The sequence below is a fragment of the Agromyces sp. NPDC058064 genome, assembly GCF_042885275.1.
Lineage (GTDB): Bacteria > Actinomycetota > Actinomycetes > Actinomycetales > Microbacteriaceae > Agromyces.
The window spans coordinates 247,171-268,000 of record NZ_JBHVSE010000004.1 but is presented as its reverse complement, the minus strand read 5'-3'; the positions used below and the strand labels follow the sequence as shown (position 1 = coordinate 268,000).

Sequence of the window (20,830 nt, the reverse complement as noted above, 5' to 3'; positions counted from 1 at the left end):
CGCGCGACCCCTCGACGCCTCTCAGGGATCCACGAGCATCCCGCCCTCGATCTGGAGAACCACCTGTGGTGATCACCCCGCGCCCCGACGCACCCAACCGATACGTGGCCGAGCCATCCGTTCTGACCGCACTGCGGACCCCGCACGTCCTCACGAAAGAGGTGCTGGCCGGCCTCGTCGTCGCCCTTGCGCTCATCCCCGAGGCCATCTCCTTCTCGATCATCGCCGGTGTCGACCCTCGAGTGGGCCTGTTCTCCTCGTTCGTCATGGCGGTCGCGATCGCGTTCCTCGGCGGACGCCCCGCGATGATCACCGCGGCCACCGGTGCAGTTGCCCTCGTCATCGCGCCGGTCGCCCGCGACTACGGGATGGACTACTTCATCGCGACCGTGATCCTCGCCGGCCTCTTCCAGGTCGTCCTCGGAGTGCTCGGCGTTGCAAAGCTGATGCGATTCATCCCGCGCAGCGTCATGGTCGGATTCGTGAACTCACTGGCGATCCTGATCTTCTCGGCGCAGCTGCCGCAGCTGATCGGTGTGCCGTGGATGGTGTACCCGCTGGTTGCGGCCGGTCTCGCGATCATGGTGCTCTTCCCGAAGCTGACCAAACTGGTGCCGGCTCCGCTCGTGTCGATCGTGCTCATCACCGTCGCCACCGTGAGCATCGGACTCAGCGTGCCCACCGTCGGCGACCAAGGCGAACTCCCCCGGAGTCTCCCCGAGCTGTTCATCCCCAACGTCCCGCTCACGTGGGACACGTTCAGGACCATCGGCCCCTACGCACTGGCGATGGCACTCGTCGGCCTCCTCGAATCGCTCATGACCGCGAAGCTCGTCGACGACGTCACCGACACGCGCTCGCGCAAGACCCGCGAGGCCCTCGGGCAGGGCGCCGCGAACGTGCTGTCCGGCCTGTTCGGCGGCATGGGCGGCTGCGCCATGATCGGTCAGACCATGATCAACGTGAAGGTCTCCGGCGCCCGCACACGCATCTCCACGTTCCTGGCCGGGGTGTTCCTCCTGATCCTCGTCGTCGTGCTCGGCGACCTCGTCGCCATCATCCCCATGGCCGCGCTCGTCGCGGTCATGGTCATGGTCTCGGTCGCGACCTTCGACTGGCATTCGATCCGCTGGTCCACGCTCAAGCGGATGCCGAAGAGCGAAACGACGGTCATGATCGTCACAGTCGCCGTCGTCGTCGCGACGCACAACCTCGCGATCGGTGTCATCGTCGGCGTCCTCGTGGCAATGGTCGCCTTCGCTCGTCGGGTCGCCCACTTCGCCACCGTTGAACGCAGCCTCGACGAGGAAGCCGCCGTCCCGTCCGCGAACTATCGCGTTGAGGGCGAGCTCTTCTTCGCCTCGAGCAACGACCTCACCACTCAGTTCGACTACACCGGCGACCCCGACCGGGTTGTCATCGACATGTCGAACTCGCACATCTGGGATGCCTCGACCGTCGCCGCGCTCGACGCCATCACCACGAAGTACGAACACCACGGCAAGCGCGTCATCATCACCGGCATGAACGAAGCCAGCACCAAGATGCACGAACGCCTCGCCGGCAAGCTCGGAGCCGGCCACTAGGGGACGTGCCAAGCCGCCGGTACCGCGGCTGATCGTCGTACCACTCGCTGACGACCTCCGCCTTCAGCGACGGCACCTCAGTGAAGCGCACCTCCTCTGGTGTCTGCCGACCTTGTCAATCGTCGGACCAAGTCGGCAGACTGTCAGGACCGAGCCGAGGAGTCTGCCGTGGCCGATGATGAGTTCGTGACCAAGCACGTCCGCCGCTGCCCGCGAGCGATCGAACGTCTCGGACGGGCGGATCGCACGCTGAGGCGGGTGACGTTGCGATGACGACGCACGTCATCAAGCCGCTCTCCCCCGAGACCTTCCCGGCCTGGCTGGCGCTCGCGGAGAAGCACAACGGGGTCTGGGGCGGATGCTATTGCTCCTACTTCCACGACGACACCGAGCACACCGTGAAGGACGAGCACGACCGGCCGACGTTCAAGCAGCGACTCGTGGCCGAGGGCATCGCGCACGCCGCCCTCGTGTTCGACGGCGACGAGGCCATCGCGTGGTGCGAGTACGGCAGTCCGCTCGAACTCCCGAACATCTACCACCGCAAGCAGTACGACGCCGGCGAGACCCATCCGGCGCCGTGGCGCATCACCTGCTTCTTCGTCGATCGCGACCACCGGCGGTCCGGAGTGGCGCGGGAGGCGCTGGACGGCGCGCTCGCGCTCATCGCTCAGGCCGGCGGGGGCGAGGTGGTCTCGTTCCCCAATGAGCTCGTCCCCGGCAAGCGCACGTCGTCCTCGTTCCTCCACAACGGCACGAGGGCGATGTTCGAGAAGGCGGGATTCACGTTCGAGCGCCACATCGGCAAGAGCAAGACCGTGATGCGCAAGACGGTCGCACCGGCCCGCGGCTGACGCCATCCGGCATCGAGGAGAGCACCAGATGAGACCGCTTCGCTATTCGATCAACGTCACGCTCGACGGATGCTGCCATCACGAGGCAGGGCTCCCGCCCGACGAAGAGTCGATGCGCTACTGGACGGCCGAGATGGAGCGGGCCGATGCCCTCCTGTTCGGCCGGGTGACCTACGGGATGATGGAAGGCGCCTGGCGGAAGCCGGCCACGGGCAGCTGGCCCGACTGGATGGACGAGTGGGAGATCCCGTTCGCCGAGGCCATCGACGGGGCCAGGAAGTACGTCGTGTCGAGCACGCTCGACGAGGCCGACTGGAACGCCGAGCTCCTCCGAGGCGACGTGGGCCAGGAGGTGCGACGGCTCAAGGAGGAGCCCGGCGAGGGTCTGTGGGTCGGTGGCGTGACACTCCCCCTGGCCTTGGCGGACCTGGGCCTGATCGACGAGTACGAGTTCGTCGTGCAGCCGGTCCTCGCCGGACACGGGCCGACGTTGCTCGCCGGGCTGCGCGAACGCATCCAGCTCGAGCTCGTCGAACGGCAGGAGTTCAGGTCCGGGGCGGTCGCCGTGCGATTCCGCCCGGTGCGAGCAGCTGCCTGAGGCGATCACCGAGTCGCCTTGATCCGGAGCCGGTTCTCCGCACCCATCGAGCCCATGACCCGATTCCTCATCCGGCGGCCCGCGACGGTCGTCGGTCGGTGCCTCGCCCTCTCCGTGGCATCCCTCGCCCTGATGACCGCGTGCGCGACGCCACCTCCGAGCGGCGCCACGGCAGCGCCGACCGAGTCGGCAGCCGCGATCGTGAGCATCGAGATGCCCGAGCTGGCACCGTACCCCGAGCCCGCTCCCCCGCTCACCGAGGCGGAGTCGGAGGCGAAACGGCTCGCCGACGCCGATCAGCGCTGGCAGGGTGTGCTTGCGAGCTTCCCCGACGCCGTGCGTCCTGCGGTCGAGTTCGAGGGGTATGTCACCGACCAGAACCGCGTCGACGTGCTGCGCGCGTGCTACGAAGCCGCCGGCCTGCAGATCGACGAAGGGCGAACCGCTGAGAACACCGATGGTCAACCCGACACCATCAGCTGGTCGGGCACCACCGAAGCGGAGTGGATCGCGGCGTACGCCTGAGACGCCGCCCACCCGACGAAGATCACTCGCGCAGGCCCGACCGACGCCGAGCTCGGCTGGGTCTACGACTACCTGACCGGCTTCTACGGCCCATGCCTCGCGGCGAACGGCATCGAGGTGGCAGAGCCACCCGGACGAGACGTCTGGGTCGAGACGTGGCCCGGATTCGTCTGGTTCCCGGCGGTCGGGGACGATCCCCGATTCATGGATCCGGAGACGGATGCCGCGTTGCAGGAGGCGTGCCCCGACCCCGACAGCTACGTGCTGACGGTGCTGCGGCCGGCGGAGTAGACGACCGAGTCGGTCAGGTCGAAGACGTGGCGGCCGGCGACGGTCACCCCGATCTGACCCCAGTCGGACCCGGTGCGGTCGAAGGATGCCTCCGACACGTTCAGCACGCCGCGGCCATCGAGCGGGATGTCACCGGCGGCGAGCCACCCGGACGACGGCCCGGTTGTTCGTGCTCAGCCGGTGAACGCGAACTCATCCAGAATTGATGCCATGACCGTCGGCTACACGTTGATCAGCGGCCCCCCGCCACTCGAGGACTATCTGCGTCTTCGTCGCGACTCCGGCCTGTCGCCCAAGACTCCGGAACAGGGCGCCGGCGCGATCACCGGCAGTTGGTCGGCTTGTCACATCCTCGACGGCACCGGCACCGTGGTCGCGATGGGCCGTACGATCGGCGACGGCGGCTGGTACTTCCACATCGCCGACATCGCCACGGATCCGGCGCACCAGCGCAGGGGCCTCGATCGTCGGGTCCTCGACTGGCTCATCGCCGACATCCGCGAGCGGGCGCCGGAAGGTGCGTACATCAGCCTCATCGGAGATCCGCCCGGGCAGCGCCTCTACCGCTCGCTCGGCTTCGACGACGTCGCCCCGAGTCTCGGAATGGCGATGCGCGACGGGAGACGAGAGCGAGCTGCGACGTGACCGCGCCGAGCTGCCTCACCGCCCTCGGCGACGGCCGCCGCCGCGCGACCGAGCACGCCGGCAGCACACTGGGCGACGACGGCCTGCACTTCAGTCCGGTCGCCGCGCTGCTCATGCCCTGATCGAATCGAACCGCGGAAGTCGGGTGCGAACGCACGACCCCGACGAGGCTGGGTGTTGAAGGAGGAACCGTGATCGCGATACTCAACCGGGTCGTCGACGAGGTCGAACTGCATTTGGCCGACGACCTCGACCTCGCGGTGCTCGCTCGCACCCTCGGCACCACCGAGTACCACGTCCGCAGGATGTTCTCGTCGCTCGCAGGCATGCCGCTCTCCGAGTACGTGAGGCGTCGGCGCATGACGGTCGCTGCGGCCGAGGTGCTCGGCGACGGTGAGCTGCTGGGCATCGCGGTGCGCTACGGCTACGGCTCGACCGAGGCGTTCGGCCGGGCGTTCCGGGCCGTGCACGGTGCCGGCCCCGCCGACGTCCGTCGCGACGGCGGCCCCCTTCGCACGCAACCGCAGCTCAGGTTCCGCCTGACCGTAGAAGGGAACACCCCGATGGACACCCGAATCTCCGACCGACCCGCATTCCGCCTCGTCGGGCACGCCGCACGCGTCCCGCTCATCCACGAGGGCACGAATCCGCACATCCAGGCGCACATCGCCGCGCTGCCCATGTCGGAGCACGCCCGCCTCAAGGCCCTGAGCAGCACCGAGCCCGAGGGCCTGCTGCAGGTGAGCGACGGCGTCGACCCCGACTACACCGAGGGCAGCGAACTGACCTACCTCCACGGCGTGGCCGTCGATGAGCATGCGGAGGTTCCGGGCGACCTCGACGCCATCGACGTGTCCGCCGGAGCCTGGGCGGTGTTCCGCGCCGAAGGCGCGTATCCCGCGGTGCTGCAGTCGACCTGGGCGGCGACGGCGACCGACTGGTTCCCGTCGAACCCGTGGCGCCTGCGGCCGGGCCCGTCGATCGTGGCGGTGCTCGACCGCTCCGCCGACTTCAGCACCGCCACGTGCGAACTGTGGCTGCCGGTCGAGCGATCCGGGCAGTGACCGGCGATCGGTCGCGCGTGCCGCTCAGAGGGCCTTGCGCATCTGCTGGGTCGTGACCTCGTACCCTGCGGAGTCGTAGAGCGCGATCGCGGGGTGGTTGGGGCCGAACACGTTGAGCTCGAGGGCGGGGACGCCGGCCTGGCGAACCACGTCCTCGACGGCCGCCAGCAGGGCGCGACCGAAGCCGTTCCCGCGCCGCGGCTCGAGGATCTCGATGTCGTAGAGGAACGCGACGTCCGGTGCGCCGCGAGGATGATCGAGTCCGACCCAAGCGCGGCCGACGGGCTCACCCGACGCATCGACCCCGCGCAGCACCAGCATGCGCGGGGTCCGGAGGCCCTGCGGCAGCAGCTCGGCGTTCTCGTCGCGGGCCCGCTGCACGGCGCCGTCCTGCGACCATCGCCCCGCGGCGACCTGCTCCTCGGCATAGGCCTCAGCGATGTCGCGCTGCCAGTCGTCGTACTCGTCCTGCGTCATCGCACGTACGGTCACGGTCGTCATCACGCCATGCTGGCATACCACGAGGGGAGATCGATATGGAGCGGACGACGGGGTTCGAACCCGCGACCTTCACCTTGGCAAGGTGACGCGCTACCAGCTGCGCTACGTCCGCATCGGGGTCTGGCCCCGCGCCGGCCCTCGCGAGCCGACTTCCCCAGTATACCGGTTCCGGGATACGAACATTCACCACTCGGCATGCTCGGGGAACCTGTCACGGATACCCCCGGCCCGCGTCCTTCTCATGGAGCCCCGCGACCGCCGGGCTCACCACACTGAAAGGACTCGAGATGACGACTCCGGTCACCTCCCTCGATCAGCTCAACCTCGCCTTCGCAGAGCGGTTCAACGCCCGCGATCTCGATGGCCTCCTCGCCCTGAACGTGCCCGACGCGGTCTTCGTGCCGGCGCCCGGTCAGCCCGTCCAGGGCGTGCCGCAGGTGCGCGCCGCGCTCGAGCAGTTCCTCGCGCTCGGACTGCCCATCACCATGACGGTCCGCCGCACCTTCGTGAGCGGCTCGACGGGCCTCGCGATCGCCGACTGGACCATGCGCGGCACGGGCCCCGACGGCAGCGAGATCGCGCTCGCCGGAACCACCTCCGACGTCGCGGTCCACGACGACGCCATGGGGTGGCGCTTCGTCATCGACAATCCCTTCGGCACGGCCTGATCGGGGCCGAGTCGGCCCGCGGTCAGTCGACGGGCCGACTCGGCGGGCTCCCCGCCCGGGCGCCGGCCGGATGCCTCGCCAGCGCCTTGCGCGCACGCGACACCCGCTGTCGCGCCGCCGCGGCGCTGATGCCGAGGCGATCACCGATCTCCGTCGCCGAGAGCCCGTCGACCGCGCTCATGAGCAGCGGCTCCCGCAGTTCGGGCGCGAGCGCGCGGATCGAACGCAACGCCGCGGCGAGGCGCGCCTGCGTCTCGACCGCTCGCTCGACGTCCTGCGCGGCCCGCAGCCGCTCGCACTCGACCTCGCCGTCGGTCGGCGGAGTGCGGCGGTGGAGGTCGATGGCCGTGCGCCGCGCGATCACGTCGAGCCAGGAGCACATCGTGCCGGGATCCGTCGCGTCGAGCGCGTCGATCGAGCGCCACGCGCGCATGGCCGCGATCTGCGCCGCGTCGTCGGCGTCGTCGGGACGCACCCCGAGTGAGATGCTGCGCCGCCGCAGTCGATGCGGCTCAGCCGCCAGCATCGCGGTGAGCGCCTGCCGTCGGTCGGCGGCGGCGAGTCCGCCCCGCGGGGGTCGCCCGGTCGCGGTGTGCTCGCCCATGCAGGTGACCTCCGAGTCATCCGGATCGATTCATGCGTACGCATGCTATCGACTCGATGACCGGGGTCGCACTCCCCCGCGCGTAGCGCGCGCCGTCGTCAGGGTGCGGACGAGGGCGTCGCGCGCTCGGCCCGACGCCCCGTCAGCGGCATGCCGAGCTCGTTGAGCGGCGCGTTCGTCGCCCGCTCGGGCAGCCGCTCGTCGGTCGGGCACGTCATGACGATGTTGCCGTTCGTATCGTCGAAGCGGTGCTCGGCGATCGCGTGCCCGCAGACCGGGCACGGTCGCGTCTGCAGCTCGGCGGGGTCGGCCTGGTCGACCCCCTCGGTGATCGGCGGAGCGCCGAAGATCGGCTCGAGCGCGTGATCGACTCGATCGAAGAATCTGGTGAAAGCGTTGCCGTCGTCAGGGCGGCTCGCTGCGTCGCGTGCCATACCGCAGATGGTACGCCTGAGGCATCCTCATCACCAGAGGCGCGCCGTAGGCTTGCCCCATGACGGATGCTTCGCTCCCCCGCCCGGTCACCATCATCACCGGCGCAAGCCGCGGCATCGGCGCCGCCATCGCCGAGCGCCTCGCCGCCGAAGGGCACGACCTCGTGCTCACCTATCGCGAACGGGCCGACGCGGCCGACGCGATCGCGCAGCGCTGCAGTTCCGCGGGGGCGAAGGTGCTCCTCCTCCAGGCCGACCTCGGCGACCTCGACGCGGCGGCGGGGGTCGTGCCCGCCGCCATCGCCGCGTTCGGGCGCGTCACCGGCCTCGTGAACAACGCGGGCATCACGGGCCGCATCGGCCCCTTCCTCGACGCCCCGCTCGACGAGACCGAGCTGCTCTTCCGGGTGAACGTGCTCGCCCCGATCGTGCTCACGCGTGCCGCGATCGAGCACATGGCCACCGACCGCGGCGGTGCCGGCGGATCGATCGTCAACATCTCCTCCGGCGCCGCGAAGTCGGGCTCCCCGAACACCTACATCCCCTACGCGATGAGCAAGGCCGCGCTGAACGCGCTCACCACGGGCGCCTCGAAGGAGTTCGCCCCGGTCGGCGTGCGCGTGAACACGGTCTCGCCGGGCACGACCCGTACCGAGATCCACGCCGCGGCCGGCCGCCCCGATGCGCCTGACGAGCGCGCGCCCGGCATCCCGATGCGCCGCCCGGGCGAAGCGCACGAGATGGCCGGCGCCGTCGCCTACCTGCTGTCCTCCGACGCGAGCTACACCACTGGGGCCGACATCCGCATCGCGGGCGGCAACTGAGCGTTCAGCGCCGCCGCGCACCGCCCGTCGCACCGCCGTACCGCCGTGCAGGCGTGTTGGTGCGACGGGCTCAGTGCTCGCCGAACCCCGACGCAGTGAGCTCCGCGAGGGCGTCGACCTCGGCCGCACCGGCGATGTCGTCGGTGGCGATCTCGACCTCCGCGCCCTTCGTGAGGCCGAGCGACATGATCCCCAGCAGGCTCTTCGCGTCGGCGCCGTTCACCGTCACTCGATGGTCGAAGGTCGCGGCGAGCTTCACGAGCTCCGCCGCCGGCCTCGCGTGCAGGCCGTCGGCGTTCACGAGCGTCACCCTCCGCGAGTAGCCTGATGCCTCGGTGCCGGTGCCGGCCAGCTGCGCGTCATCCGTGCGCGACCCGGCAGGCGAGCCGTCGCCCGCGACGCCGCGTGCCGACTCGGCCGCGGCGACCACGGCATCGAGCGGGTCGCCGGCCTCGGCGGCCACCGACGCGGCGACCCCGCCCTCGACCAGCGGCGCGTCGACGAGGCGCACGCGAGCGCGCAGCTCGTCGTCGAGGAAGTCGAGGGCGGTCTCGGTCGTCAGGATGGCCGAGCCGAGATCGCACAGCACCACGACGCCGCTGCCCGAGTCGGCCGCGGCGATCGCCGTGGAGACGAGATCGAAGCTCGTGCCGATGCGGCCGTCGTCAGTGCCGCCGGCGGGTTCGAGTGCCGCCGTCGGTGCCATCTGGCGAGCGAGCTCGACGAGCCCCGCCGCGATCTGCGACGAGTGCGAGACGAAGACGAGACCGACCTTGCCCTGGGCTCCCCCGTTCATGCCCCTGCCCCGTCGGCCGCGGCGTCGGCCCCGGCCCGCAGGAGGAGTGCACTCGACTCGGCGCCGGGGTCGCGGTGCCCCGCGGAGCGCTCGCCGAGGTAGCTCGCCCGGCCCTTGCGCGCGACGAGCGGCTCGGTGGCGACCGCGCCGGCTTCTGCGGCGGAGGCCGCCGCGGCGAACACCTCGGCGGCGTCGGCACCCGCGCTCGCCGCAGCCTCGGCGGCGTCGACGGCCGGCGTCCAGGCATCGACCATCGTCTTGTCGCCCGGCTCCGCCTTGCCCCGGCTGACGATGCCGTCGCGCGCGGCGGCGAGCAGCGCGGCGACCGCGGCGCCGTCGAGCGACGTCGCACCGCCGACCGCGCCCGAGGCCTTCAGGTACGCCGTGCCGTACAACGGCCCCGCGGCCCCGCCGACCGTCGAGATCAGGGTCGTCGCCACGAGCTTCAGCACGTCACCGGGCGTCGAGCCCGCGGGCAGGTCGTCGAGCTTCGCCACCACCGCCTGGAACCCCCGATCCATGTTCTCGCCGTGGTCGCCGTCGCCGATCTCCCGGTCGAGAGTGATGAGCTCGACGCGGTGCTCCGAGATGCGGTCCGCGCTCCGCCTGACCCAGTCGACCGCCCAGGTGATGTCCAATCCCACCGGTTCCCCCTCGCCTTCCCGGCCTATCGGCCCCATCGGAGTGCAGCCGTCTGCACCGGGGCGTCCCAGAGTTCGATCATCTCGTCGTCGAGCTTCAGCAGCGTGATCGACATCCCCTGCATCTCGAGCGAGGTGATGTAGTTGCCGACGAGCGATCGGGCGATCGGGATGCCGCGTTCCGCGAGCACCTCGGCCGCCCGCCGGTAGGCGAGGTAGAGCTCGACCTGCGGCGTGCCGCCCATGCCGTTCACGAACAGCAGCGTGCGCTCGCCGGAGGCGTACGGGAGGTCGTCGAGGATCGGCTCGAGCAGCCGGTCGACGAGCCGGTCTGCCGGCTCGAGTGCGACGCGCTCGCGCCCCGGTTCGCCGTGGATGCCGATGCCGATCTCGATCTCGTCCTCGGCGAGCGTGAAGCTCGGCTCGCCGGCGTGCGGCACGATGCACGGCGTGAGGGCGAGTCCCATCGACCGGGCGCCGGCGTTCACGCGTTCGGCGATCGCGGCCACCTCGTCGAGCGAGTCGCCGCGTTCGGCGGCGGCGCCGGCGATCTTCTCGACGAGCACCGTGCCGGCGACGCCGCGGCGCCCGGCCGTGTACAGCGAGTCCTTCACGGCGACGTCGTCGTTCGTGACGACCGCACGCACCGTGATGCCCTCGGCCGCGGCGAGGTCGGCGGCGGTCTCGAAGTTGAGCACGTCGCCCGTGTAGTTCTTCACGATGTGGAGGACGCCCGAGCCGCCGTCGACCGCCTTCGTCGCCGCGAGGATGGGGTCGGGCGTCGGCGAGGTGAACACCGCACCCGGCACCGCGGCATCCAGCATGCCGAAGCCCACGTAGCCGGCGTGCAGCGGCTCGTGCCCACTGCCGCCGCCGCTCACGATGCCGACCTTGCCGGCGATCGGCGCATCGGCGCGCACGACGTGGATCGGGTCGGTCTCGACCCTCACCAGATCGGCATGCGCCAGCGCGAACCCTGCGACCGACTCGTCGACCACGCGCTTCGGGTCGTTGATGATCTTCTTCACGGACACCCCTTCCGCCGCGGCTGCCTGCGGTCGTGCGACCGTGCATCGACCCCGACGCAGCACTCCCTCGCAAACCTACGCCCGCGGCTGCCTCCGGCGTAAGGGGCTTCAAGCCGATTCCGGCGGGGGCATTCCGCCTGACGGTGCCGCGCGGCTATCGTGACCAGTGAGCGGGGGCGACGAAGCTCCCGCATCGGAGGGGGTTGAAATGAATCTCGGAGTCATCTTCCTTTCGGAGATGGTCGGCACGGCGATGCTGGTGCTGCTCGGTTGCGGCGTCGTCGCCAATGTCGCGCTCATCAGGAACAAGGGCCACAACGGCGGGTTCCTCATGGTGAACATCGGCTGGGGCCTCGCGGTCTTCGCCGGCGTCATCGTGTCGTACGCGTCCGGGGCTCACCTCAACCCGGCGGTCACGCTCGGGCTCGCGGTGAACCGGCTCGGCAAAGGCGAGACGGAGTTCGTTCCCGGCATTCCGATCGACGGCGCCTCCATCGCGACGTACATCGGTGCGCAGATGGTCGGTGCGTTCATCGGTGCGATCTTCTGCTGGCTCGCGTACAAGCAGCACTTCGACGCCGAGCCCGAGGCCGCGAACAAGCTGGGCGTGTTCTCGACCGGCCCCGCGATCCGCTCGTACGGCTGGAACCTCGTCACCGAGATCATCGGCACCTTCGTGCTGGTGTTCGTCATCCTGGGCTTCAGCTACGGCGGCACCCCGGCGGAGCTCGGCGCGATTCCCGTCGCGTTCCTCGTGATCGCGATCGGCGCCTCGCTCGGTGGTCCGACCGGCTACGCGATCAACCCGGCGCGCGACCTCGGTCCGCGCATCGCGCACGCCGTCCTGCCGATCAAGGGCAAGGGCGGCTCCGACTGGTCGTACTCCTGGGTCCCGGTCGTCGGCCCGATCATCGGCGGACTCATCGCCGGCTGGGCGGCGCTCGCGCTGCTGCCCGTGCTCGGCTGAATCGCGGCGGCGGGGTCGAACCGGCCCCGCCGCCCGCTCCGCCCAGCCACTGAACCGAGCGTGCGCGGCGACCGGCCTCGCACGCATGAATGAGAGGAAGTCATGGCCGACTACATCCTGGCTATCGACCAGGGCACGACGAGTTCGCGCGCGATCATCTTCGACAAGGCCGGATCGATCGTGTCGACCGGGCAGCTCGAGCACGAGCAGATCTTCCCGAAGGCGGGCTGGGTCGAGCACGATCCCGCCGAGATCTGGCGCAACACCCGCGAGGTGATCGGCCAGGCGCTCGGCAAGGCCGACCTGACCCGCCACGACATCGCCGCGGTGGGCATCACGAACCAGCGCGAGACCGCGGTCGTGTGGGACAAGAACACCGGTGAGCCGGTGTACAACGCGATCGTCTGGCAGGACACCCGCACGCAGCCGATCGTCGACCGCCTCGCGGCCGACGGCGGCGTCGAGCGGTTCAAGCAGCAGGTGGGTCTCCCGCTCGCGACGTACTTCTCGGGCACGAAGATCGTCTGGATCCTCGAGAACGTGCCCGGGGCCCGTGAGAAGGCCGAGGCGGGCGACCTGCTCTTCGGCACGACCGACACCTGGGTGCTCTGGAACCTCACCGGCGGTCCGGAGGGCGGCGTGCACGCGACCGACGTGACCAACGCGAGCCGCACGATGTTCATGGACCTCGAGACGCTCGCCTGGGACGACGACATCCTCGCCGCCTTCGGCGTGCCGCGCTCGATGCTCCCCGAGATCAAGAGCTCCTCCGAGGTGTACGGCACCGTCGAGCCGTCGAGCCTGCTCCGCGAGGTGCCGGTCGCCGGAATCCTCGGCGACCAGCAGGCCGCGACCTTCGGGCAGGCCGCGTTCGACGCCGGCGAGTCGAAGAACACGTACGGCACGGGCAACTTCCTCATCTTCAACACCGGCGAGGAGATCGTCCACTCCAAGAACGGGCTGCTGACGACGCTCGGCTACAAGCTCGGCGACCAGGCGCCGCACTACGCGCTCGAGGGCTCGATCGCCGTCACGGGTTCGCTCATCCAGTGGCTGCGCGACAACCTGGGCCTCTTCTCGAGCGCCCCCGAGGTCGAGGACCTCGCGAAGTCGGTGGAGGACAACGGCGGCGCGTACTTCGTGCCGGCGTTCTCGGGCCTGTTCGCACCGTACTGGCGTCCCGACGCCCGCGGCGCCCTCGTCGGCCTGACCCGCTTCGTGAACAAGGGGCACATCGCCAGGGCGGCGCTCGAGGCGACGGCGTTCCAGACCCGGGAGGTGCTCGACGCGGTGAACGCCGACTCGGGGGTCGAGCTCACCGAACTCAAGGTCGACGGCGGCATGATCGCGAACAACACGCTCATGCAGTTCCAGGCCGACATCCTCGGGGTGCCGGTCGTGCGTCCGGTCGTCGCCGAGACGACCGCGCTCGGCGCGGCCTACGCGGCAGGCCTGGCGGTCGGCTTCTGGTCGAGCCTCGACGAGCTCCGCGCCAACTGGCAGGAGGACTCCCGCTGGGAGCCCGAGATGGACGCCGCCGAGCGCGACCGTCAGCTCCGGCTCTGGAAGAAGGCCGTCTCGAAGACCTTCGACTGGGTCGACGAGGACGTCAAGTAGCACTCGCCGAACACCGAGCGCGGGCCCCGTGGATGCCACGGGGCCCGCGCCGCTGTCGGTCGGGCCTCAGCGCTTGGTCGCCGCGATCCACTCGTCGAGCTTCGTCGCGGCGGCGCCGCGGTCGATCGTCTCCTCGGCGATCGCCATCTTGTCGCGGAAGCGGTCGAGGATGGGGCGCTGGAACTGCGACGGGTCCTTCGCCAGCTCGAAGGAGACGAGACCGGCCGCGGCGTTCAGCACCACGATGTCGCGGACGGGGCCCTTCGCGCCGCCGAGCACCTCGTGCACGATCGCGGCGTTGTGCGCCGCGTCGCCGCCGGTGAGCTGGTCGATGCTCGCGCGAGGGATGCCGAGGTCGCGCGGATCGAGGTCGTGCTCCTTCACGGTGCCGCCCGAGACCTCCCACATATGGCTGTGTCCGGTGGTGGTGAGCTCGTCGAGTCCGTCGTCGCCGCGGAACACCAGCGCGGTGGCGCCGCGGGTCTGGAACACGCCGACGATGAGCGGCACCCGGTCGAGCTGGGCGACGCCGACCGCCGAGGCCTCGGGGCGGGCCGGGTTGCAGAGCGGGCCGAGGAAGTTGAAGACCGTCGGCACGCCGAGCTGGGCGCGGACGGCGCCGGCGTGACGGAATCCAGGATGGAACGCCGCCGCGTAGGCGAAGGTGATGCCCGCCTCGTCGAGCACCCGCGTCACGCGGTCGGCGGGAAGGGCGAGGTCGAGCCCGAGCGCCGCGAGGACGTCGGAGGAGCCGGAGGCGGAGCTCGCGGCGCGGTTGCCGTGCTTGATCACGGGCACGCCCGCGGCCGCGGCGACGATCGACGCCATCGTCGAGACGTTCACCGTGCCGAAGCGGTCGCCGCCGGTGCCGACGATGTCGAGCGCCATCGGGTCCGCCTCGAGCGGAACGGCGTGTTCGAGGACGGCATCGCGGAAGCCGACGATCTCGTCGACCGTCTCCCCCTTGATGCGGAGCGCGACGAGGAACGCCGCGAGCTGGGCCTCCGTCGCAGTGCCCGTCATCACCTGCTCCATGCACCACGCGGCATCCGAAACGCTCAGATCTACCCCCTGCAGAAGGGAGTTCAGGATGTCGGGCCAATTCTGGTGAGCGGGCATGTCCCGATCCTATCCGCCGATTCGAGGCGGATTCACGGGCTTCCCACAGCCCGACTTAGGGTTCCCTTACTCGCCTCGCACGACACGGTCCGCGCGGATGACGAAAACTCAGGCCTGATTTCGGCCATAATGGGGGGGTGACGAGCACCTCAATCACTTATCAGGCGAGCGCGCCCGTGATCAATCGACCGAACACCGTAGCGGTGGGAACGATCGTCTGGCTGGGCAGCGAGGTCATGTTCTTCGCCGGCCTCTTCGCGATCTACTTCACGCTGCGATCGACGTCGCCCGAGCTCTGGGCGTTCGAGGCCGATCGACTCAACTTCCCGTTCTCGCTGACGAACACGATCATCCTCGTGCTCTCGTCGTTCACGTGCCAGTTCGGCGTCTTCGCGGCGGAGCGCATGCAGCCGTACGCGACCGGCGCGTGGTACAACCTCGCGAAGTGGGGCATGGTCGAGTGGTTCTTCCTCACCTTCGCCATGGGCTCGATCTTCGTCGCCGGCCAGGTCTGGGAGTACGCCACCCTCGTCTCCGAGGGCATCGCGATCGACTCCAACGCCTACGGCTCCGCCTTCTACCTGACGACCGGCTTCCACGGCCTCCACGTCACAGGCGGACTGATCGCGTTCCTGCTCATCATCGGCCGCGTGTTCGCCGTCAAGAACTTCGGCCACCGCGAAGCCACGAGCGCGATCGTCGTCTCGTACTACTGGCACTTCGTCGACGTCGTCTGGATCGGACTCTTCCTCGTCATCTACGTACTGAAGTAAGCCGCCCCAGAAGCGTCAGCCCTCATGCCCGTGAACAGGAAGAACCACATGACTCGCTCGAAGCGACGCGCCGGACGCCGGCACCCGCTCGCCACCGTCGCGCTCCTCGCGCTCGGACTCGTCTTCACCGGCGGCGCCTACGCAGCGCTCAGCACCGGCACCGTCGCCCAGGCCGAAGTCGACCCGAACTCGCAGCAGACCATCGAGGAGGGCAAGAAGCTCTTCCAGGCGAACTGCGCGACCTGCCACGGCCTCGAGGCCCAGGGCACCGAGAACGGACCGAGCCTCATCGGCGTCGGCGCCGCCTCGGTCGACTTCCAGGTCGGCACCGGCCGCATGCCGATGCAGATGCAGGGCCCGCAGGCCCAGCAGAAGCCCGTGCAGTTCACCGACGAGCAGGTCAAGCAGCTCGCCTACTTCGTCGCCTCGCTGGGCCCCGGCCCCGAGATCCCGAGCGACCACCTCGTCAACGGCGGCGGCGACGCGGCGAACGGCGCCGAGCTCTTCCGCATCAACTGCGCGATGTGCCACAACGTCGCCGGCGCCGGCGGCGCACTGACCGAGGGCAAGTTCGCTCCCCCGCTCACCGACGTCTCGGGCGTCCACATCTACGAGGCCATGGTCACGGGCCCGCAGAACATGCCGGTGTTCAACGACCTGAACATCTCGCCCGAAGACAAGCGCGACGTCATCACGTACCTCAAGTACGTCCAGGACAACCGTTCCCCCGGCGGATTCGAGCTCGGCTCGCTCGGCCCGGTCGCGGAGGGCCTGTTCATCTGGATCTTCGGTCTCGGCGCGATCGTCGCGATCACCGTGTGGATCACGGCGAAGTCCAACTAGCGCACGCCCGGCACTGAAGAAGCTACGAAGGAGAACCATGGCACAGGACGACCACAGCAGCGCGGAGATCGCCGCTGCCGACTCGTCGCACGCCGCGCACGATTCAGCCGTCTCGCCGGGTACCGCGGTCATCGCCGCCGACGCGTTCGAGAACCCCGGATTCCCGCCGCACCGTCCCCGCGTCACCGACGAGGACCCCCAGCGCGAGAAGCGTGCGCAGCGCACCGTCTACACGCTCTTCTACCTGTCGATCCTCGGCAGCGTCTGGGCCATCGCGGCCTACATGCTGTTCCCGATGGAGTCGAACAACGTCGGCGACGTGCGACTGAACAACATGTTCATCGGCCTCGGCGCGACGCTCGCCCTGTTCGGCATCGGATTCGGCGCCGTCCACTGGGCGAAGTCGATCATGACCGACGTCGAGCTCGCCGACGAGCGCCACCCGATCGGCGGCTCCCCCGAGACGCAGGCCGCGGCCGCGCAGGTCTTCGCCGACGCCGACCGCGAGTCGGGCTTCACCCGCCGCGCGGCGATCCGCAACAGCCTCATCGGCGCGCTGCTGGTCTTCCCGCTCCCGGCCGTCGTGCTGTTCCGCGGCTTCGCTCCCCAGGACCAGATCCCGGTCGAGCTCCTCAGCCACACCATGTGGAAGAAGGGCACCCGTCTCGCGCTCGACCCGTCGGGCACGCCGATCAAGGCCGCCGACGTCACCATCGGCAGCGCGTTCCACGTGATCCCCGAGGGCCTCACCGAGCTCGAGCACGGCAAGCTGGAGGAGAAGGCGAAGGCGGCAGTGCTGCTCATGCGCCTGAACCCCGAGGAGCTCAACCAGCTCCCCGAGCGCGAGAGCTGGTCGTACGAGGGCATCGTCGCCTACTCCAAGATCTGCACCCACGTCGGCTGCCCGGTCGCACTGTACGAGCAGCACACGCACCACCTGCTCTGCCCCTGCCACCAGTCGCAGTTCGATGTGGCGAACCACTGCGAGGTCATCTTCGGCCCGGCCAAGCGGCCCCTGCCGCAGCTGCCGATCGCCGTCGACGACGAGGGCTACCTCATCGCGCAGAGCGACTTCACCGAACCCGTCGGCCCGAGCTTCTGGGAGCGCCATTGAGCACCGCACCGTCCGCCACAGCGCCGCAGAAGCGGTCGTTCACCGCGGCAGCCTCCGTCTACGTCAACGAACGGACGAGTGTCGCCGGCTTCGTCAAGGAGCTCGGCCGCAAGGCGTTCCCCGACCACTGGTCGTTCCTCCTCGGTGAGGTCGCGCTCTTCGCCTTCGTCGTCGTGCTCATCTCGGGCACGTTCCTGACGTTCTTCTTCCAGGCGTCGATGGCCGAGGTCCACTACGACGGCTCCTACGTGCCGCTCAAGGGCGTCGAGATGTCGGTCGCGATGGCGTCGACCCTCGACATCTCGTTCGACATCCGCGGCGGCCTGTTCGTGCGCCAGATGCACCACTGGGGCGCGCTGCTCTTCGTGGCGGCCATCGGCCTCCACATGCTGCGCATCTTCTTCACCGGCGCGTTCCGGAAGCCGCGCGAGCTGAACTGGGTGATCGGCTTCACCCTCTTCATCCTCGCGATGGCCGAGGGCTTCACGGGTTACTCGCTGCCCGACGACCTGCTCTCGGGCAACGGACTCCGCATCATCGACGGCCTCATCAAGGGCATCCCGCTGATCGGTACTTGGACCTCGTTCCTGCTGTTCGGCGGCGAGTTCCCCGGCACCGTGATCGTCGGCCGCCTCTACACGCTGCACATCCTGCTGCTGCCGGCGCTCGTGGTCGCCCTCGTCGCGCTCCACCTCGTGTTCGTGGTCGTGCACAAGCACACCCAGTACGCGGGCCCCGGCAAGACCCAGCAGAACGCGGTCGGCCCGCCCATCCTCCCGATCTACGCGGCCAAGGCCGGCGGGTTCTTCTTCATCATCTTCGGTGTGCTCGCGCTCATCGCCTCGATGTTCACGATCAACCCGATCTGGAACTACGGCCCGTACGACCCGTCGCCCGTCTCCGCCGGTACCCAGCCCGACTGGTACATCGGCTTCGCCGACGGCGCGCTGCGCCTCATCCCGCCGGGCTGGGAGTTCGTCTGGCTCGACCGCACCTGGTCGTTCAACATCCTCGTTCCGCTCATCGCGATCGGAATCTTCATCGTGCTGGTGTTGATGTACCCGTTCATCGAGGCGTGGATCAAGGGAGACCAGCGCGAGCACCACATCGCCGACCGTCCCCGCAACGCCCCGACCCGCACCGCGATCGGCGCCGCCGGTGTCACGTTCTACGCGGGCCTCTGGGCCGCGGCGAGCTCCGACATCCTCGCCACCCACTTCTGGCTGACCATGGAGGGCGTGATCCACGCGCTCCAGGCGGTGGTCGTCATCGGCCCGTTCATCGCGTACTTCATCACGAAGCGCGTGTGCCTCGCCCTGCAGAAGAAGGACCGCGAGATCGCGCTCCACGGCTTCGAGTCGGGTCGTATCGTCAAGCTCCCCGGTGGCGAGTTCATCGAGGTGCACCAGCCGCTCGACGAGTACGAGCGGTGGCGCCTGGTGAGCTTCGAGAGCTACGAGCCGCTCATGATCCGTCCGAACGCCCGTGGCAAGATCACGGTCGGTCAGCGCATCCGTGCCGGGTTCTCCCGCTGGTTCTTCGAAGACCGCATCTCGCCGGTCACGAAGGGCGAGCTCGAGTCCGGCCACGACGGCCACCACTGACGCACGCGTCTGACGGTTCCGGGCACCGAACCATGTCGATCGATTCGACGTGGCTTCGGTGCCCGAACTGTTTCCTCGAGCTCTCCCCCGTCGACGAACGCACGTTCGGATGCGAGACGGGTCATCGATTCGATCGGGCGAAGCACGGCTACCTCACGCTGCTCCCACCGAAGGCGCCCCGAACGATCGGTGACGATCCGGGAATGCTGCGGGCACGCGCCGACCTCCTCGGCAGCGGAGCCTTCGCCCCGATCTCCGATGCGCTCATCACGGCGGTTCGCGCGTCGCTGAGGCCGCTGACCATACGCGACGGCCAGCACGCCGCCGGCGCGGCTCCGCGCCCGCTCCGTGTCGCCGATCTCGGATGCGGCACGGGGCACTACTCGGCGGAGCTGGCTCGCGCCATGCCCGAGCTCGAGCTGCTCCTCGCGGATCGCTCCCCCGACGCGGTGCGTGCCGGCCTCCGCACCCTTCGCTCCGCGACCGGGATCGTGCTCGACATCTGGCGGCCGCTGCCGCTGCGCACCGATGCCGCCGACGTCATCCTGAACGTCTTCGCGCCGCGCAATCTCGAGGAGTTCGCACGGGTCCTTCGCCCCGGCGGCGAGCTGCTCGTCGTCGTGCCGACCGAACGGCACCTGCAGGAACTGCGCCGTGAGGGGCTCGTGCTCGACATCCCCAGCGGAAAGTCCGCCAAGCTCGTCGAGCAGTTCACGGGCGCCGGCTTCACGCTGCGTTCGAACACGCAGATCGAGTACCCGCTCGAGGCGAGCGGGCTCACGCGACTGCTGCTCGCCGAGATGGGCCCCTCAGCGCACCACACCGACGCCCTCGCCCGCGATGACGCCACCGAGTCGCCCGCGGCGCCCGACGCGACCGAGCCGATCACCGTCTCGGTCGAGCTCCTGAGCTTCGAACTCACGGCTCCTGCCTGAGACGACTGGCACGAGTCGCGTGCGCCTGGGGGCCCCGGGCACCATACTGGCGGCGTGGATGACTGCTGCAGCGCCGGCGGGGACTCGCGTGCGCCCGACCGCCTCGCGGACGGCCGCTACGACGCGGTCTTCGACGAGCGCTTCGCTCAGCGCATCGCGCGGCAGTACTCCAAGCGCGGGCTGACGCCCTCCGAGCAGCACATCGTCGACTACCTCGCGGACGAGGTCGGCATCGTCGGCGCGCGAGTGCTCGAGATCGGCGGAGGCGTCGGCGAGCTCCAGTTGGCGCTGCTCGAACGCGGAGCCGCGAACACCGTCAACCTCGAGCTCTCCTCCGCGTACGAGGCGACAGCCGGTCGACTCGCGGCCGCGGCCGGCGTCGGTGATCGGGTGACCAGGACGGTCGGCCTCGACCTCGCCGAGCGTCCGAACGCGGTGGACGAAGCCGACATCGTCGTGCTCCACCGAGTGGTCTGCTGCTACCCCGACGCTGATCGGCTGCTCTCCGCGGCCGCCGATCGCGCGAGGCGGGCGCTCGTCTTCAGTCACCCGCCGCGGAACCTCGTGAGCAGAGCAGGTGCCGTCTCCGTGAACCTGATGATGTGGCTCGTCGGGCGGAGCTACCGGGGGTTCATCCACTCCCCCGACGCCATGGTCGACGTGCTCGCGCGCCATGGACTGCAGGCGGGCTACCGGCACCGCGATCGCGGCTGGTGCATCGTCGGCGCGCAGCGCTGACGCAGCGCCCACCGGAACGACGAAGCCCCCGACGCCGTGCGGCGTCAGGGGCTTCGAACGA

25 protein-coding genes, 1 tRNA gene and 1 pseudogene are annotated in these 20,830 nt (G+C 69.7%); 18 read left to right on the top strand and 9 right to left on the bottom strand.

The features are described from left to right. Positions 1-65: 65 nt before the first annotated feature. From ACFVSL_RS15165 to ACFVSL_RS15150, 4 genes are all read left to right on the top strand, one after another. Positions 66-1,586, top strand: a complete 1,521-nt coding sequence (locus ACFVSL_RS15165) for a SulP family inorganic anion transporter (protein ID WP_386941800.1) — start codon at positions 66-68, stop codon at positions 1,584-1,586. 269 nt (positions 1,587-1,855) lie between these two features. Next, positions 1,856-2,440: a GNAT family N-acetyltransferase gene (locus ACFVSL_RS15160; RefSeq protein WP_386941799.1), complete on the top strand. Its 585-nt coding sequence runs from the start codon at positions 1,856-1,858 to the stop codon at positions 2,438-2,440. Between the two features lie 28 nt (positions 2,441-2,468). Then, positions 2,469-3,038 carry a dihydrofolate reductase family protein gene (locus ACFVSL_RS15155; protein WP_386941798.1) on the top strand — a complete coding sequence of 190 codons (570 nt, stop codon included), beginning with the start codon at positions 2,469-2,471 and terminating at the stop codon, positions 3,036-3,038. 54 nt (positions 3,039-3,092) lie between these two features. Then, positions 3,093-3,563 carry a hypothetical protein gene (locus ACFVSL_RS15150; RefSeq protein WP_386941797.1) on the top strand — a complete coding sequence of 157 codons (471 nt, stop codon included), beginning with the start codon at positions 3,093-3,095 and terminating at the stop codon, positions 3,561-3,563. Between the two features lie 257 nt (positions 3,564-3,820). Here ACFVSL_RS15150 and ACFVSL_RS15145 read toward each other — a convergent pair whose 3' ends face one another. Next, positions 3,821-3,961: a hypothetical protein gene (locus tag ACFVSL_RS15145; RefSeq protein ID WP_386941796.1), complete on the bottom strand. Its 141-nt coding sequence runs from the start codon at positions 3,959-3,961 to the stop codon at positions 3,821-3,823. Between the two features lie 19 nt (positions 3,962-3,980). Between ACFVSL_RS15145 and ACFVSL_RS15140 the strand changes: the two genes are divergently transcribed. The 3 genes from ACFVSL_RS15140 (at position 3,981) to ACFVSL_RS15130 (ending at position 5,563) form a co-directional block, all read left to right on the top strand. Continuing rightward, complete coding sequence (locus ACFVSL_RS15140) at positions 3,981-4,499, top strand: GNAT family N-acetyltransferase (protein WP_386941795.1); 519 nt, start codon at positions 3,981-3,983, stop codon at positions 4,497-4,499. Beyond that, positions 4,496-4,621: a hypothetical protein gene (locus ACFVSL_RS15135; protein ID WP_386941794.1), complete on the top strand. Its 126-nt coding sequence runs from the start codon at positions 4,496-4,498 to the stop codon at positions 4,619-4,621. The genes ACFVSL_RS15140 and ACFVSL_RS15135 overlap by 4 nt, the downstream gene beginning before the upstream one ends. Before the next feature lie 69 nt (positions 4,622-4,690). Continuing rightward, complete coding sequence (locus ACFVSL_RS15130; RefSeq protein WP_386941793.1) at positions 4,691-5,563, top strand: GyrI-like domain-containing protein; 873 nt, start codon at positions 4,691-4,693, stop codon at positions 5,561-5,563. A gap of 24 nt (positions 5,564-5,587) precedes the next feature. On the opposite strand, the gene ACFVSL_RS15125 is transcribed toward ACFVSL_RS15130, so the two are convergent. Together ACFVSL_RS15125 and ACFVSL_RS15120 are read right to left on the bottom strand one after the other, a co-directional pair. Beyond that, on the bottom strand, positions 5,588-6,064 hold the full coding sequence (locus ACFVSL_RS15125) for a GNAT family N-acetyltransferase (protein WP_386941792.1): 477 nt from the start codon (positions 6,062-6,064) through the stop codon (positions 5,588-5,590). Positions 6,065-6,100: 36 nt separating this feature from the next. Continuing rightward, positions 6,101-6,176 (bottom strand) — tRNA-Gly (locus ACFVSL_RS15120). Positions 6,177-6,351: 175 nt separating this feature from the next. Here ACFVSL_RS15120 and ACFVSL_RS15115 point away from each other — a divergent pair. Then, positions 6,352-6,732 (top strand): YybH family protein, encoded by a 381-nt coding sequence (locus ACFVSL_RS15115; RefSeq protein WP_386941791.1) that lies wholly within the window; start codon positions 6,352-6,354, stop codon positions 6,730-6,732. Between the two features lie 22 nt (positions 6,733-6,754). On the opposite strand, the gene ACFVSL_RS15110 is transcribed toward ACFVSL_RS15115, so the two are convergent. Beyond that, the gene (locus tag ACFVSL_RS15110) at positions 6,755-7,336 is read right to left on the bottom strand and encodes an RNA polymerase sigma factor (protein WP_386941790.1); all 582 of its coding nucleotides are present in this window, start codon (positions 7,334-7,336) and stop codon (positions 6,755-6,757) included. Positions 7,337-7,434: 98 nt separating this feature from the next. Then, a complete protein-coding gene (locus ACFVSL_RS15105) occupies positions 7,435-7,770 on the bottom strand; it encodes a hypothetical protein (RefSeq protein WP_386941789.1) in 336 nt (111 codons plus the stop codon). Between the two features lie 59 nt (positions 7,771-7,829). On the opposite strand from ACFVSL_RS15105, the gene ACFVSL_RS15100 reads away from it, so the two are divergent. Then, positions 7,830-8,594, top strand: a complete 765-nt coding sequence (locus ACFVSL_RS15100) for an SDR family NAD(P)-dependent oxidoreductase (RefSeq protein ID WP_386941788.1) — start codon at positions 7,830-7,832, stop codon at positions 8,592-8,594. A gap of 70 nt (positions 8,595-8,664) precedes the next feature. Here the strand turns inward: ACFVSL_RS15100 and dhaM are convergent, their stop codons facing one another. Genes dhaM through dhaK form a run of 3 tightly spaced genes read right to left on the bottom strand, consistent with a single transcriptional unit; the run spans position 8,665 to position 11,059 of the window. Next, positions 8,665-9,390, bottom strand: coding sequence for a dihydroxyacetone kinase phosphoryl donor subunit DhaM (dhaM, locus tag ACFVSL_RS15095; RefSeq protein WP_386941787.1), 726 nt, complete (start codon positions 9,388-9,390; stop codon positions 8,665-8,667). Then, positions 9,387-10,034, bottom strand: a complete 648-nt coding sequence (gene dhaL / locus ACFVSL_RS15090; protein WP_386941786.1) for a dihydroxyacetone kinase subunit DhaL — start codon at positions 10,032-10,034, stop codon at positions 9,387-9,389. Before dhaL ends, dhaM begins: the two co-directional genes overlap by 4 nt. Positions 10,035-10,057: 23 nt before the next feature. After that, entirely contained in the window at positions 10,058-11,059 is a 1,002-nt protein-coding gene (dhaK, locus tag ACFVSL_RS15085; RefSeq protein ID WP_386941785.1) for a dihydroxyacetone kinase subunit DhaK, read from the bottom strand. Between the two features lie 208 nt (positions 11,060-11,267). On the opposite strand from dhaK, the gene ACFVSL_RS15080 reads away from it, so the two are divergent. Together ACFVSL_RS15080 and glpK are read left to right on the top strand one after the other, a co-directional pair. Beyond that, on the top strand, positions 11,268-12,026 hold the full coding sequence (locus ACFVSL_RS15080; protein WP_386941784.1) for an MIP/aquaporin family protein: 759 nt from the start codon (positions 11,268-11,270) through the stop codon (positions 12,024-12,026). Between the two features lie 102 nt (positions 12,027-12,128). Beyond that, positions 12,129-13,643: a glycerol kinase GlpK gene (gene glpK / locus ACFVSL_RS15075; protein WP_386941783.1), complete on the top strand. Its 1,515-nt coding sequence runs from the start codon at positions 12,129-12,131 to the stop codon at positions 13,641-13,643. A gap of 66 nt (positions 13,644-13,709) precedes the next feature. Here glpK and trpD read toward each other — a convergent pair whose 3' ends face one another. Further along, positions 13,710-14,762, bottom strand: coding sequence for an anthranilate phosphoribosyltransferase (trpD, locus tag ACFVSL_RS15070; protein WP_386941782.1), 1,053 nt, complete (start codon positions 14,760-14,762; stop codon positions 13,710-13,712). 137 nt (positions 14,763-14,899) lie between these two features. On the opposite strand from trpD, the gene ACFVSL_RS15065 reads away from it, so the two are divergent. From ACFVSL_RS15065 to ACFVSL_RS15035, 7 genes and pseudogenes are all read left to right on the top strand, one after another. Then, complete coding sequence (locus ACFVSL_RS15065; RefSeq protein WP_386941781.1) at positions 14,900-15,535, top strand: heme-copper oxidase subunit III; 636 nt, start codon at positions 14,900-14,902, stop codon at positions 15,533-15,535. 48 nt (positions 15,536-15,583) lie between these two features. Next, on the top strand, positions 15,584-16,378 hold the full coding sequence (locus tag ACFVSL_RS15060; protein ID WP_386941780.1) for a c-type cytochrome: 795 nt from the start codon (positions 15,584-15,586) through the stop codon (positions 16,376-16,378). Positions 16,379-16,415: 37 nt separating this feature from the next. Next, positions 16,416-17,492 (top strand): Rieske 2Fe-2S domain-containing protein, encoded by a 1,077-nt coding sequence (locus ACFVSL_RS15055; protein WP_386941779.1) that lies wholly within the window; start codon positions 16,416-16,418, stop codon positions 17,490-17,492. Continuing rightward, positions 17,489-19,096: a cytochrome bc complex cytochrome b subunit gene (locus ACFVSL_RS15050; protein ID WP_386941778.1), complete on the top strand. Its 1,608-nt coding sequence runs from the start codon at positions 17,489-17,491 to the stop codon at positions 19,094-19,096. The genes ACFVSL_RS15055 and ACFVSL_RS15050 overlap by 4 nt, the downstream gene beginning before the upstream one ends. A gap of 32 nt (positions 19,097-19,128) precedes the next feature. Further along, positions 19,129-19,251: pseudogene (locus tag ACFVSL_RS15045) on the top strand (putative RNA methyltransferase); the annotation flags it as partial. Positions 19,252-19,299: 48 nt separating this feature from the next. Then, on the top strand, positions 19,300-20,031 hold the full coding sequence (locus tag ACFVSL_RS15040; RefSeq protein WP_386941878.1) for a methyltransferase domain-containing protein: 732 nt from the start codon (positions 19,300-19,302) through the stop codon (positions 20,029-20,031). Between the two features lie 54 nt (positions 20,032-20,085). Beyond that, positions 20,086-20,769 (top strand): methyltransferase domain-containing protein, encoded by a 684-nt coding sequence (locus ACFVSL_RS15035; protein ID WP_386941777.1) that lies wholly within the window; start codon positions 20,086-20,088, stop codon positions 20,767-20,769. Positions 20,770-20,830: the final 61 nt, after the last annotated feature.

Coding starts and splice junctions, on each gene's coding strand:
- ACFVSL_RS15155 (WP_386941798.1), top strand. CDS start 2,469: ATGAGACCGCTTCGCTATTCGATCAACGTCACGCTCGACGGATGCTGC.
- ACFVSL_RS15055 (WP_386941779.1), top strand. CDS start 16,416: ATGGCACAGGACGACCACAGCAGCGCGGAGATCGCCGCTGCCGACTCG.
- ACFVSL_RS15100 (WP_386941788.1), top strand. CDS start 7,830: ATGACGGATGCTTCGCTCCCCCGCCCGGTCACCATCATCACCGGCGCA.
- ACFVSL_RS15060 (WP_386941780.1), top strand. CDS start 15,584: ATGACTCGCTCGAAGCGACGCGCCGGACGCCGGCACCCGCTCGCCACC.
- ACFVSL_RS15110 (WP_386941790.1), bottom strand. CDS start 7,336: ATGGGCGAGCACACCGCGACCGGGCGACCCCCGCGGGGCGGACTCGCC.
- ACFVSL_RS15040 (WP_386941878.1), top strand. CDS start 19,300: ATGCTGCGGGCACGCGCCGACCTCCTCGGCAGCGGAGCCTTCGCCCCG.
- ACFVSL_RS15105 (WP_386941789.1), bottom strand. CDS start 7,770: ATGGCACGCGACGCAGCGAGCCGCCCTGACGACGGCAACGCTTTCACC.
- ACFVSL_RS15160 (WP_386941799.1), top strand. CDS start 1,856: ATGACGACGCACGTCATCAAGCCGCTCTCCCCCGAGACCTTCCCGGCC.
- ACFVSL_RS15150 (WP_386941797.1), top strand. CDS start 3,093: ATGACCCGATTCCTCATCCGGCGGCCCGCGACGGTCGTCGGTCGGTGC.
- dhaM (WP_386941787.1), bottom strand. CDS start 9,390: ATGAACGGGGGAGCCCAGGGCAAGGTCGGTCTCGTCTTCGTCTCGCAC.
- ACFVSL_RS15140 (WP_386941795.1), top strand. CDS start 3,981: ATGTCACCGGCGGCGAGCCACCCGGACGACGGCCCGGTTGTTCGTGCT.
- ACFVSL_RS15115 (WP_386941791.1), top strand. CDS start 6,352: ATGACGACTCCGGTCACCTCCCTCGATCAGCTCAACCTCGCCTTCGCA.
- ACFVSL_RS15080 (WP_386941784.1), top strand. CDS start 11,268: ATGAATCTCGGAGTCATCTTCCTTTCGGAGATGGTCGGCACGGCGATG.
- glpK (WP_386941783.1), top strand. CDS start 12,129: ATGGCCGACTACATCCTGGCTATCGACCAGGGCACGACGAGTTCGCGC.
- ACFVSL_RS15125 (WP_386941792.1), bottom strand. CDS start 6,064: ATGACGACCGTGACCGTACGTGCGATGACGCAGGACGAGTACGACGAC.
- trpD (WP_386941782.1), bottom strand. CDS start 14,762: ATGCCCGCTCACCAGAATTGGCCCGACATCCTGAACTCCCTTCTGCAG.